Annotated in this window: 11 protein-coding genes and 1 pseudogene; 2 read left to right on the top strand and 10 right to left on the bottom strand. The window is 63.8% G+C overall.

The window, feature by feature from the left end; all coding sequences use genetic code 11:
• Positions 1 to 17 precede the first annotated feature (17 nt).
• Entirely contained in the window at positions 18 to 1,496 is a 1,479-nt protein-coding gene (gene eccB / locus HYG77_RS27205) for a type VII secretion protein EccB (RefSeq protein ID WP_208961190.1), read from the bottom strand.
• 113 nt (positions 1,497 to 1,609) lie between these two features.
• On the opposite strand from eccB, the gene eccE reads away from it, so the two are divergent.
• Positions 1,610 to 3,259, top strand: a complete 1,650-nt coding sequence (eccE, locus tag HYG77_RS27200) for a type VII secretion protein EccE (RefSeq protein ID WP_208961189.1) — start codon at positions 1,610 to 1,612, stop codon at positions 3,257 to 3,259.
• On the opposite strand, the gene HYG77_RS27195 is transcribed toward eccE, so the two are convergent.
• Together HYG77_RS27195 and HYG77_RS27190 are read right to left on the bottom strand one after the other, a co-directional pair.
• Positions 3,256 to 3,822: an NAD(P)H-dependent oxidoreductase gene (locus HYG77_RS27195; RefSeq protein ID WP_208961188.1), complete on the bottom strand. Its 567-nt coding sequence runs from the start codon at positions 3,820 to 3,822 to the stop codon at positions 3,256 to 3,258. The genes eccE and HYG77_RS27195 overlap by 4 nt on opposite strands.
• Positions 3,822 to 4,763 carry a polysaccharide pyruvyl transferase family protein gene (locus HYG77_RS27190; RefSeq protein WP_208961187.1) on the bottom strand — a complete coding sequence of 314 codons (942 nt, stop codon included), beginning with the start codon at positions 4,761 to 4,763 and terminating at the stop codon, positions 3,822 to 3,824. Before HYG77_RS27190 ends, HYG77_RS27195 begins: the two co-directional genes overlap by 1 nt.
• Before the next feature lie 177 nt (positions 4,764 to 4,940).
• Here HYG77_RS27190 and HYG77_RS27185 point away from each other — a divergent pair.
• Positions 4,941 to 6,187, top strand: a pseudogene (locus tag HYG77_RS27185) (IS256 family transposase).
• A 204-nt stretch (positions 6,188 to 6,391) separates the two neighbouring features.
• Here the strand turns inward: HYG77_RS27185 and HYG77_RS27180 are convergent.
• The 7 genes from HYG77_RS27180 to rpsM form a co-directional block, all read right to left on the bottom strand.
• The gene (locus HYG77_RS27180; protein ID WP_208961186.1) at positions 6,392 to 7,510 is read right to left on the bottom strand and encodes a hypothetical protein; all 1,119 of its coding nucleotides are present in this window, start codon (positions 7,508 to 7,510) and stop codon (positions 6,392 to 6,394) included.
• A 58-nt stretch (positions 7,511 to 7,568) separates the two neighbouring features.
• Complete coding sequence (truA, locus tag HYG77_RS27175) at positions 7,569 to 8,381, bottom strand: tRNA pseudouridine(38-40) synthase TruA (protein WP_244461391.1); 813 nt, start codon at positions 8,379 to 8,381, stop codon at positions 7,569 to 7,571.
• Positions 8,382 to 8,452: 71 nt separating this feature from the next.
• Positions 8,453 to 9,028 carry a 50S ribosomal protein L17 gene (gene rplQ / locus HYG77_RS27170; protein ID WP_109331565.1) on the bottom strand — a complete coding sequence of 192 codons (576 nt, stop codon included), beginning with the start codon at positions 9,026 to 9,028 and terminating at the stop codon, positions 8,453 to 8,455.
• A gap of 30 nt (positions 9,029 to 9,058) precedes the next feature.
• Positions 9,059 to 10,120, bottom strand: a complete 1,062-nt coding sequence (locus tag HYG77_RS27165; protein WP_109331566.1) for a DNA-directed RNA polymerase subunit alpha — start codon at positions 10,118 to 10,120, stop codon at positions 9,059 to 9,061.
• Positions 10,121 to 10,236: 116 nt separating this feature from the next.
• Positions 10,237 to 10,842 (bottom strand): 30S ribosomal protein S4, encoded by a 606-nt coding sequence (rpsD, locus tag HYG77_RS27160; RefSeq protein ID WP_109331567.1) that lies wholly within the window; start codon positions 10,840 to 10,842, stop codon positions 10,237 to 10,239.
• A gap of 23 nt (positions 10,843 to 10,865) precedes the next feature.
• Positions 10,866 to 11,279, bottom strand: coding sequence for a 30S ribosomal protein S11 (gene rpsK, locus HYG77_RS27155; RefSeq protein WP_005239680.1), 414 nt, complete (start codon positions 11,277 to 11,279; stop codon positions 10,866 to 10,868).
• On the bottom strand, positions 11,279 to 11,653 hold the full coding sequence (gene rpsM / locus HYG77_RS27150) for a 30S ribosomal protein S13 (RefSeq protein ID WP_109331568.1): 375 nt from the start codon (positions 11,651 to 11,653) through the stop codon (positions 11,279 to 11,281). Before rpsM ends, rpsK begins: the two co-directional genes overlap by 1 nt.
• Positions 11,654 to 11,827: the final 174 nt, after the last annotated feature.

Genomic DNA, 11,827 nt, shown 5'->3' with positions numbered 1-11,827 from the left:
GTTGGCAATTCGGTGTTTCAGTTCGAACCGGAGGCGACTGCGGCCGGGTCCGGGTCGGGCGCGACCCCGTCGTGTGCGACGAGCGCGGAGGACTTCGCGAGCGTGGGGCCCGGCGCGAGGAGTCCTAGTATCTGCCACGGAGCGAGCGGCGGCTCGGCTGTCACCCCCAGTGCTTTCGCGGCGTCTGCGTCGGGAACGCCGAACCGTACGCCGGTGTCAGCCACGAAGAACGTGCTGTCTTGCCGGGTGCTGTGGGGTTCGATACCGGTCGCTTGCACGAATCCCCCCGAACCGGGTTCGACGTAGACGAAATCGGCACTATCCCCGCCGCCGTCCGCCTGCGCCAGCTTCACCGTGTGAGCACCATCGGGGATGGGGAGACTACGTCCTGCAATAAGGGACAACTCGGCGGCCGGACCACTCGCTGCGGTCTCGTCCTGTCCGCGCAAAGGTTTCCAGATCAGGCAACTCACCGGACTCGAAATGGCGTCGACGATCTCGGGTGCCGACTCCGGGAAGCTCGACACGGCGATCTGCTCCACCGAAGGAATTCGGTTGGTGGCGTCCGGCGAGACACTCGACATCTCGGTATCCCCGTGCGAATCCGAAAGGAAGATGAGGTTTGCCACAGCGGAACTGATCTTCTGAATTCCGTCCCGCAACACGACGTAGTGGGTGGTTTCCGATCCGATCACTACCTGGAACACTGACCCGATCACTTTGTCGCGCAGAGCAAACCGTGGCTGGCTCCCCGCTCCCGGGATGCTGGGCGCGACCAGCGGCGGCACTTCGGGAACCGCGTTGACGAATCCGAGGCTTACCGGTCGTGGCGTGGCACCCTCGAGGCCGAGAGCACGGGTGATCGCAGGGTCGTGCAGGTCGATCTTCGCGCGGGTGCCGTTATACATCAGATAGGCGGCGTCCGAGGTGGACACCAGCAGCGCCTGGTCGCGAGCGAGGCCTCCCCCGCCCTCGATCGGGTCCGGCTCACCGACCACTACGGAGGTCGTGACCGCACGATGTCCGTCTGCCCCGACCGAGTCGCATACGGCCCACGGTGTCTTTGCTGCTGCGTCACCCGGCGGGAGCGCCGACGGCGCACCGGGGATTCCGACCAGCGCCCCGCGGGGCCGAGTGTCGATCTCCGATTCTTTGACGATTACCGGCTTCTCTGCCTGCCCCACAATGAGGCGGGCAGACGACAGATTGAGCACCGGGCGCAGCGTGTCCCCCATGACCACGAACATCGCACCGGAATCCTTGCCGACGACGATGGACGCGTCACCGATTTTGTCCTGGGGCCGGAACAGCGCCAGCGCTGCACACCCCGCGAGTCCTAGCGACGCGATCACCACCCCCACCGCGAGTGCGCGCGACTGCGACCGCATAGGGTCGTGCAACATTCGTACGTCACGCCGCACCAGGGCGTGTTCCATCCGTCTGACCAGAAAGCGATACCCGTTGACCTGCCAACGAGTGGTGGGTGTTACAGCCATTGTTCCTCCCCCGTGCTGCACAGCGCTCGGGGTGACACAGTACAGTTCGAATCACAGTCGTCACGGCGGACGGGTACGGGTCTGCCTGGGTTCAGGTATTCGGGGGAGGCACCGTGGACCGTTCGCGCGTCACAAGCTGGCCGTTGGCACATCGCGTTTCGGCGACCGAGGTCGTTGTCGCGCAAATTGTGGGAGTTCTGGCCGGGGCACTGACCTCGGTGTGCGGAGTGGCGTGGTGGGGCGCCGTCATACTCGCCGTCGTCGTCGCTCTTCTTGCGGTCGTACCCATCGGCGGGTGGTCGACCCTGGTCTGGGCGCGAACGGCGTGGCGCTACTTCACAACACCGAAAGTCGAGCGCTTCCGCACCGTCAGTTTCGCCGGCCCGACAGGACAGTCCGTCGGTTTGCGGTGGGACGGCGCAAGCGTGGTCGCGGTGGTCGAGGTCCTTCCGCCGGCGGGAAGCCTGACCCAGATCACCCGGGACGGTTTCCAGTCGACGCACGACCTTCCCACCGAGGCACTCGCCGGATGCCTTGTCCAGCATGATATTTCGCTCAGCGGCATCGATATCGTCAGCCATGGGTATCGCGCCGCCGCGGGCACGCCGGCCACCGATGTCTACGACCGCCTGGTCGGCCCCCTTCCCGCGACAGCCACCCGGACGGTGTGGGTCGCCCTCCGATTCGACGCCACCGGCAGTGTCGAGGCCGTCGCGCGCCGCGGCGGCGGTGAGCACGGCGCTTCTCGCGCCATTACCATCGCGGCAAGTCGCGTCGTACGCGCACTCGCCGACGCGGGATGCCGGGCCCGAATTCTCACAGCACCCGAGATCGATTCCGCAGCACTGGTCATCAGCCGCGGTCTCGATCCGAGATCTCTCACTCAGACGTGGAAGCATGCTCTGCTGCCGGGGGTATGCAATACCGGATACAGCGTCGATCCGCGCTTTCTCTCCAAAGATCTGCTCGCGAAACTGTGGGTGCCGTCCAGTCTCGGCACCACCGTGACCATTCGGCTACGACCGAGCGCCAACGACCGGCAGGTACTGATCGGCGCCGGATGTCGGATCACCACCCGGACGATGCCGGAACCATTCGCTGTGCACGGGCTCGTCTCGATGCGAGGCCGCCACAAAGAAAGTTTGCTGTCCAATCTTCCTGTGGCAGTGTCTGATCTGGACGCTGTGATGCCTATGGCCGATGTGCCGGTCGACACAGTGCGGCACCTGCAGTTGCCGCCGGCGGGGTGTGGCCAGTTGATCGGATCCGACGACTACGGTCACGGGATCACAGCACGCATCTTCGGCCCGGGCGTCGGCATGGTGTACGTTGCGGGCGAGCTGTACCTCGCCCAGCAACTCGTGTTCCGTGCCGTCGCCACTGGGGCCCGGGTCCTCATCCAGACAGATCGGCCCGATGCATGGTCGTCCCTGATCGACTCGATCGCCACGCCCGACCGCCTGCGCGTCGCGGGACATAATTCCCAATCCGACAACAGGTTCAACACCGTAGTGTTCGACGGTGTCGAAGCTTCGACCCCGCGGGCCGGCGTCACTGCTCTCTACCTTTATGCCGAGCCCAGCCAGTGGCCGAGCGCCGAACCCGACCTGTCCATTGTCCAGCCGAGCGCGATGGGTGATCGGATTCTCCTGTCGACCGGCGGGACGAGTATCGAGTTGATGCTGGTCACCATTTCCTCCGAAACGGCATTCATCGGACGGCCCCGCGCGGTAGACGATTACCAACCGGCCTACCAGTCCTAACCGGGGTAGCTCTCGGTCGCACGCTGGAGTCGCACAGCACGGGCCCACCAGACCAACTGCGCGAGCATTCGATCCGCCGAGTCGACGGCGGCGGCGTCAGTGGTGCGACCGTTGTCGTCGAACTTCTTGCGCACTTGGTGGAAGCTCACACTTTGACGCACCGAAACCATGTGTAATTCCGCCACGACCTGGCGCAGTTGCTCGGTCGCACGCAAGCCGCCCGAGACTCCCCCGTACGACACGAAGCCGATGGGCTTTGCGCGCCACTCGTGTTTCACACTGTCGAATGCGGTCTTCAAGGCGGCCGGATACCCATGGTTGTATTCGGATGTGACGGCCACGAATCCGTGGGCACGCCCCACCCGTGCCCGGAACGCGTCGGTGGCGGGAGAATCGTCGAGATTTTGAGGCAGCGAGGTTTCGAGCAAGTCGATGACGCCCAGTTCCACGTGAGGATATGTGCGAGCGCGTTCGACGAACCAGTTCGCCACGACGGGGGCAATGCGCCCGACCCTGGTCGATCCGATGATGAGTTCTAACCGGACGGGCTCGATTTCGCTCATCAGGAAACGAGCTGCCCGGCAAGTTCGGCCGCGTGATCGAAATTCTCGGCGAGGTGGGTATCCGGGAAATTGCTCAGATAGTCGCCATGAATTCTGGACACCTTCTTGTTGGCATTGTCGACCAGGACGACAGGTTTGCCCATCAGTACGGCAAGGATTCCCGCATGCAGCCGATCGGTGACCACGAGCCGCCCCTGCGACAAGATCGCCACTGCATTGTCGACCACCATGTCCGCTTGCCAGTCGAAGGCACGGCGCGTCAATGGGTACATACGGGACCGAACACCCGGCAGCTTATTCAGTAGCAGAAGTCCGAGGGTAGTGGGCCACCACTGGGCGTTGTCGGCGGGACTGACGTGCCAATCCGTCATGTACGCCGACGCGAGTGAGGCCGGAAGGCTCTTCGCGGACTGAACGGATTCGGGGTCGCGGCGTTTGAGAAGCACGATATCGCGCGTGGGTTCGGCGGAGGGCGCGATCCTTCCGACTCCCAATGCTGCATCGGCACAGAAGACGACGGTGTTCTCGGGAAATAGTTCACGGGCTAGTTCATAGCCGCGCCGGTCCCGCATCAGCAACGTGAGATCGGGATGCTGCGCATAGATTCGCTGCGCCCTCGCCAGCGCTGCGTCGTCGTGGAACTCGATGGTCTGTGGCATCTGAACGATTTTTCGTTCCGGATGCTCCGCGATCACGCGCTCACGGAACTTTTGGTAGCCGAACCATCGATCGCCGAAATTCCCGCCGCCGTTCAACAGCAACGGTCCCTCGGGAACACACGCGGACAGAACCTTCGTGTCATAGGTGTGCAGCGCGCAGACGTAATCCACGCTCGCACCCATCCTGGCCAGATAGCTTAGCGTCCCCTGGTAGATCAGAAGGTCACCCGCGTTGAAATGCGCCGGATAGTCGAGGAGAGCGACCGACTGTCCATGCTGCACAGTGGGTGCGAGCGCAGCGATGGTTGCTCGTTGCAGAGGGTAAGTCCCAGGGAGTGGTGGGAATCGGCTGACGGCATCCGGCCAGGTCCGGGCGTGTCGCTCCCTCGAAAAGGGTGGGCCATCGCGTAGTGATCAACGAGTTACCTCTCACAGTGACTCGTTACCAGGAGCTACGCGATGACCCACGACCATTCTGCACTGCTCGCCCAACTCGACGCACTCACCGGCGCCGACAGCGCCAGCGTGTTCGCCGAACTGATCCGCGCCGGCCTGCAGGCCTTGATCGAAGCCGAAGCCACCGACAAGCTCGGCGCCGGCCGCTACGAACGCACCGCTACCCGCACCACCCACCGCAACGGCCACCGCACCAAGACCGTCTCCACGACCAGCGGCGATGTCGAGGTCAAGATCCCCAAGCTACGGTCCGGGTCGTTCTTCCCATCCTTGCTGGAACGGCGCCGGCGGATCGACAAAGCCCTGTACGCGGTCGTGATGGAGGCGTATGTGCACGGGGTCTCGACTCGCAGCGTCGATGACCTGGTCGGTGCATTGGGGGTCGAATCCGGAATCTCGAAGTCGGAGGTCTCGCGGATCTGCGCCGGTCTCGATACCGAGATCGCCCGGTTCCGGGAGCGCACCCTGACGCACACGAGCTTTCCGTACGTGTTCCTCGATGCCACTTTTTGTAAGGTCCGGGTCGGTGCGCACGTGGTGTCCCAGGCGTTGGTGGTCGCCACCGGGGTGTCGATCGACGGCACCCGCGAGGTCCTCGGTACCGCGGTCGGCGACAGTGAATCCTACGAGTTCTGGCGTGAGTTCCTCACCAGCCTCAAAGACCGTGGTCTGTCGGGGGTGCATCTGGTGATCTCCGATGCGCACAGCGGTCTCAAAGCTGCTGTGATGCAGCAGTTCGCGGGATCATCGTGGCAGAGGTGTCGGGTTCATTTCATGCGTAACATCCGATCGGCAGTGGCGGCCAAGCATGTGCCGCCGGTGATGGCGGCGGTCAAGACGATCTTTTCGCACACCGATCCGGTCGACGTGGCCGCGCAGTGGGACCAGGTCACCGATACCTTCACCGGTTCGTTCCCGAAGGTTGCGGCGTTGATGGAAGCCGCCAAGCACGATGTGCTCGCCTTCACCGCGTTTCCGAAGGCGCATTGGCAAAAATCTGGTCCAACAATCCAATTGAGCGGTTGAACAAGGAAATCAAGCGTCGAGCCGATGTGGTGGAGATCTTCCCGAACCCGGCCGCGTTCCTGCGGTTGGCGACCGCGGTGGTGATCGAGCAGCACGACGAATGGCAGGTCACCCGCCGCTACGTCTCGGATGTGAGCATGGACGAGCTCCGTGCGGTGATCGCCGCGAAGGGACACGCTACCGAGCCGGCGTTGTCGTTGACCGGCTCGAGCGGAACAGCATAGTATTCACCGCGACTCGTTGATCGCTATGCGTACCGCGTGCCGATCCGAAGTCCACCACTCCACGGGGCACTATCGTTGCAGATCGTCCAAAGGGTCGTTCATGAAATCCTCACGGCTGGGAACTTCCTCGGGGCATCCTGCACGTTACTGCACCATCGCGATACCCGCCGGTATACGAACGACGCCTAGCCACGCTGCTGACACCTATCCCTTCGTCATACCCAGCCAGCGTCGGGTGATTCCACCGAGAACCTTGTCCCGCGTACGCCCTCGCCGAATGGCGCGCTCGAGCGCCGTCTCCAACTCCAGGTCCCGGACCCGGGCCTCTCGTAACGCGTTCAGATTCTCCAGGGCGAAGAGCGTGCCGGTGCCGCTGAGCGACAGACGGTTCACTGCCTCCGGTGTCACCCGGTGAGGGAGAGTGCGGGATGCGCCGTCGGCGGCACGAAGGCTGACCATTGTGCGAACACACTTCTCACACCGGCCACAGTTGAACTTGCCGTCACGGTTCTTCCAGCAGACCCTCAGATTGTCCATCGCGACGTCGTTTCGCGCGAGGAACGCAATTTTCTCCGTCCGCGTCAACGACGTGCCGTAGTGCTCCAGCCGCACCGCACTACTCGACCACAACGGGTCCAGATCCGGATGCGTACCCCAGGGATGCAGATCCGCCTCCTGAAAGGAGGACGGAATGAGCGCGGTGTGGATGTGATCCGACAACGAGTGCGCGACGGTCGCCAGCGCTGCTCCGTGATAGTCGGTGCCCCACAGACACCTCGCCTTGTCCGAGAGCTGCCTGAGATTCGTCCTGACGACGACAAGCGTCTTGCCGAGCGCGACCGCCGCGTTTCGCGCTCCCGCCTCCGCCTTCGCCGCCAACTCGACATCCGAAAGCTTGATGTCGAACCCGTGAACGAAAATCAGATGCGTAATGCGTTCACTCGCTGCGATTGCCGAGTGAAAGGAGTCGACACCTCCACTGAAGAAGCAACCCACTCCCCGCTGCGAACCAGCATCCGACCCGGCTACCTCGTCTGCCTCCACCCTTACCGACGAATACCGTCTCGGGTACCAATCGCGCAGAATCCGCTGAGCGTGCGGAAGATTCGACAACGCGAGAGCGTCGACTGGATCCGAGAAGATCAGATCGGAATGAAGACGCATCGCGACAACCGACAGCGCAGGAAGCCACGGTGTGGCCGATTTATCGACGTCGACGTTCGCGTCGACGTGCAACTCGAACGGCCCCTTGGGGGTAGTGACCCCGACCTTGGCTGTGCGGCTGCGTGCATCCTCCACTCGAACACGAATTTCTGATGGCATGATGCGGATTCTTGCACAGCCCGATTGGCTTCGTCGGCCGCGGGTTTTTCCGCCTCAGTCAGTCGCCACAGCAACCTTCGGGCAGAGTCCGAATGTCACGGGTGATGTCGTTGCGCGCCGCAAGATCGGCGTCGTCGGGATAGTCGACCCGAACCAGCGACAGACCGTGCGCCGGTGCCACCAGGATCGAACTTGCCCTCGACCGCTCCCGCAGCAACTCGTCCACCCACCCGAGGTCGCGGCGGCCCTCCCCCACGGCGAGGACGGCACCGACGAGGCTGCGAACCATCGACCAGCAAAAGGCATCGGCGCTGACGAATGCGGTGAAGATCTCCCCGTCACGTTCCCAGTCGAAGCGTTGCAGATCGCGAACCGTGGTGGCCCCTTCTCTGCGCTTGCAGAACGCGGCGAAGTCGTGCAGCCCCACCAGTCTGGCGGACGCCGAGCGCATTACGTCGAGGTCGAGCACCTTCGGATACGACACGATGTCGCGGGCACGCAGGGGATCCGCTCCGTACTCCGCGGTGGTCAGGCGGTATTCGTAGTGTCGGCGCATCGCCGAGAAACGCGCGTCGAAATGCTGCGGCGCACGTGAGATGCGGGTGATCCGTACATCTTTCGGAAGGAAGCGGGCGAGTCTGCGGACGAGTCGGGAGGGATCGTCCGGCAGCGACTCGGCGGGAACGTCGACGTGCGCGACCTGACCTGCCGCGTGGACCCCTGCGTCGGTCCGTCCCGCCACCGTCAGCTGCAGGGGGGTACGCAGGACGGCTCCGAGTTTCTCCTCGATTTCCCCGCAGACCGTGCGCAGCCCGTTCTGGCGAGCCCACCCGGAAAACTCGGTTCCGTCGTAGGCGATGTCCAGCCGCAATCGAACGAGCCCGTCGCCCCGAGAGGGGGTGACGGGCTCGTTCGATTCAGCGTGTGCCGAAACCAAGTGGACTAGTCCTTCTTGGCCTCGTCGGCCTCTGTCGCATCTGCGGCGGTGGCGGACTCGTCTTCGATGGCGTCGACGACGGCGTCAGCGTTCGCGACCTCGGCGGCGGTGGCCTCGGACTCGACTGCGTCGACAACGTTCTCGTCCGACGCGGCGGGGGCCGCGGCCGGAGCATCCTTCGACGCCTTCACGCGACGTGCGCGGTCGGCCTCGGAGGTGACGGTCTTTTCCTTGACGAGCTCGATGATGGCCATCGGAGCGTTGTCACCCTTGCGGGGAACCGTCTTGATGATGCGGGTGTATCCACCGTCACGGTCCGCGTAGAACGGGCCGATCTCAGCGAACAAGGTGTGTACGACATCCTTGTTGCGGATGACCTTGAGAACCTCGCGGCGGTGCGCCAGGGTTCCCGCCTTGGCGTGCGTCACGAGCTTCTCGGCGTACGGCCGCAGGGCCTTCGCCTTGGACTCGGTGGTGGTGATGCGACCGTGCTCGAAGAGCGCGGTAGCCAGATTGGCGAAAATCGCCTTCTGGTGCGAAGCCGACCCGCCGAAGCGGGCACCCTTCTTGGGCTTGGGCATGATGATCTCCTAGTAAAGGACCGGAAGCGGCTACAGCTGTTCGGTCTCGGCGTAGTCCTCGGTACCGTCGGCATCGCCGAAGGAACCGGCATCCGTGTCACTCCACGTTCCGGTGGCGGCGTCGTAACCGGCAACGGTGGTGGGATCGAAGGACGCGGGGCTGTCCTTGAGGGACAAGCCCAGCGAATGCAGCTTGACCTTCACCTCGTCGATGGACTTCTGTCCGAAGTTGCGGATGTCGAGCAGGTCGGACTCGGTACGGCCGACAAGCTCACCGACGGTGTGAACACCTTCGCGCTTGAGGCAGTTGTAGGAACGGACGGTGAGGTCCAGGTCCTCGATGGGCAGTCCGAAGGAAGCGATGTGATCGGCCTCGGCGGGCGAGGGTCCGATCTCGATGCCTTCTGCTTCGACGTTCAGCTCACGGGCCAGGCCGAAGAGCTCAACCAGGGTCTTGCCCGCAGAAGCGAGCGCGTCCCGAGCGGTGATGGAGTTCTTGGTTTCCACATCGAGCACGAGCCGATCGAAGTCGGTGCGCTGCTCGACGCGGGTGGCCTCCACCTTGTAGGTGACCTTGAGCACCGGCGAGTAGATCGAGTCGACCGGGATGCGGCCGATCTCTGCGCCGGACGCCTTGTTCTGGACGGCGGGGACGTAGCCGCGACCGCGCTCGACGACGAGCTCGATCTCCAGCTTTCCCTTGTCGTTCAGGGTGGCGATGTGCAGATCCGGGTTGTTCACGGTGACGCCGGCCGGGGGCACGATGTCGCCTGCGGTCACAGCGCCGGGGCCCTGCTTACGGACGTACATGGTGACCGGCTCGTCCTCTTCGGAGCTCACGACGAGGCCCTTGAGGTTCAGGATGATGTCGGTGACGTCTTCCTTCACACCGGGGACCGTGGTGAACTCGTGCAGAACGCCGTCGATGCGGATGCTGGTGACAGCAGCGCCGGGGATCGAAGACAGCAGCGTGCGGCGGAGCGAATTGCCGAGGGTGTACCCGAAACCTGGCTCGAGGGGCTCGATGACGAACTTCGAGCGGTTGTCAGCGATGACCTCTTCGGTCAGCGTGGGTCGCTGAGAAATGAGCATTGGATTTCCTCCTGTACGGGCGTCCGCTATTTGACGCCCACGATGGGAAAGGCACTGCGCGCCCGTGCGCCTTTCTGGTAGTGGGAACTACCAGAAAGGCGCACGGGCCGGAGGCCTTACTTCGAGTAGTACTCGACGATCAGCTGTTCCTGCAGCGGGACATCGATCTGCGCACGCTCGGGAAGCTGGTGAACCAGGATCCGGAGCCGTCCGCCGACAACCTGCAGCCAACCCGGGATCGGGCGATCGCCCTGGGTCTCACGCGCCACCTGGAAAGGAAGCGTCGACAGCGACTTCTCCTTGACATCGATGATGTCGTACTGCGAGACGCGGTAACTGGGGATGTCGACCTTCTTGTTGTTCACAAGGAGGTGACCGTGCGTGACCAGCTGACGTGCCTGGCGGCGGGTGCGAGCCAGTCCGGCGCGGTACACGACGTTGTCGAGACGCGACTCCAGGATGCGGAGCAGGTTCTCACCGGTCTTACCGGGGCGGTTGTTCGCCTCCTGGTAGTAACGACGGAACTGCTTCTCCATGACGCCGTAGGTGAAGCGAGCCTTCTGCTTCTCCTGCAGCTGGAGCAGGTACTCGCTCTCCTTGATCCGCGCACGGCCGTGCTGGCCCGGCGGGTAGGGACGACGCTCGAACGCCTGGTCGCCTCCGACGAGGTCGACGCGCAGACGACGCGACTTGCGGGTGATGGGTCCGGTATAACGTGCCATTTTTTTTCTACCTATCCTTCCCGCTAGACCCGACGCCGCTTGGGCGGACGGCAGCCGTTGTGGGGCTGGGGGGTGACATCGGAGATGGTGCCGACCTCGAGGCCTGCGGCCTGAAGCGAGCGGATCGCGGTCTCACGGCCGGAGCCGGGTCCCTTGACGAAGACGTCGACCTTCTTGACACCGTGCTCCTGCGCCTTGCGGGCTGCGTTCTCTGCAGCGAGCTGAGCGGCGAACGGGGTCGACTTACGCGATCCCTTGAAGCCGACGTGTCCCGAGGACGCCCAGGAAATGACATTTCCGGCGGGGTCCGTGATGGACACGATGGTGTTGTTGAAGGTGCTCTTGATGTGAGCGGCGCCGTGCGGGACGTTCTTCTTGTCCCTGCGACGCGCCTTCTGGGTCTTCTTCGGACCGGTGCTACGTGACTTGGGGGGCATTACTTCGCCTTCTTCTTGCCGGCAATGGTGCGCTTGGGGCCCTTACGGGTGCGGGCGTTGGTCTTGGTGCGCTGACCACGCACGGGCAAGCCACGGCGGTGGCGCAACCCCTGGTAGGCACCGATCTCGATCTTGCGACGGATGTCGGCCTGGACCTCGCGGCGAAGGTCACCCTCGACCTTCAGCGACTCCTCGATGTACTCGCGGAGCTTGGCCAGATCCTCGTCCGAGAGATCCTTGCTCCGCAGATCCGGGTTGACGCCGGTGGCGCCCAGGATCTCCTTGGAGCGGGTACGGCCGATGCCGTAGATGTAGGTGAGTGCGATCTCCATCCGCTTTTCGCGGGGCAGATCGACACCTGCTAGACGTGCCATGTGGCAGTTCCTATCGGTGAGCGGAGGTCTGCTCCCAGTCCATCCCCTGTGCCTCTTCAAACTCCGGCGGTCTCGCGACCGAAGGGGTCTCAACTAACTCAGTGGGGCCCCGGCCTCCGTGCCGGGGGTGGACCAGTACCTGCCGTGGGTGGTGAAACCCGGTGGCCGAAAGTA

This window comes from Rhodococcus sp. ZPP (genome assembly GCF_017656075.1).
Lineage (GTDB): Bacteria > Actinomycetota > Actinomycetes > Mycobacteriales > Mycobacteriaceae > Rhodococcus_F > Rhodococcus_F oxybenzonivorans.
This window is presented reverse-complemented; position numbering and strand designations above follow the sequence as displayed.

Bases quoted from the DNA above. Each gene is read 5' to 3' on its own strand.
- eccB (WP_208961190.1), bottom strand. From the start codon at position 1,496: ATGGCTGTAACACCCACCACTCGTTGGCAGGTCAACGGGTATCGCTTT.
- HYG77_RS27195 (WP_208961188.1), bottom strand. From the start codon at position 3,822: ATGAGCGAAATCGAGCCCGTCCGGTTAGAACTCATCATCGGATCGACC.
- HYG77_RS27180 (WP_208961186.1), bottom strand. From the start codon at position 7,510: ATGCCATCAGAAATTCGTGTTCGAGTGGAGGATGCACGCAGCCGCACA.
- rplQ (WP_109331565.1), bottom strand. From the start codon at position 9,028: ATGCCCAAGCCCAAGAAGGGTGCCCGCTTCGGCGGGTCGGCTTCGCAC.
- HYG77_RS27165 (WP_109331566.1), bottom strand. From the start codon at position 10,120: ATGCTCATTTCTCAGCGACCCACGCTGACCGAAGAGGTCATCGCTGAC.
- rpsD (WP_109331567.1), bottom strand. From the start codon at position 10,842: ATGGCACGTTATACCGGACCCATCACCCGCAAGTCGCGTCGTCTGCGC.
- rpsK (WP_005239680.1), bottom strand. From the start codon at position 11,279: ATGCCCCCCAAGTCACGTAGCACCGGTCCGAAGAAGACCCAGAAGGCG.
- rpsM (WP_109331568.1), bottom strand. From the start codon at position 11,653: ATGGCACGTCTAGCAGGTGTCGATCTGCCCCGCGAAAAGCGGATGGAG.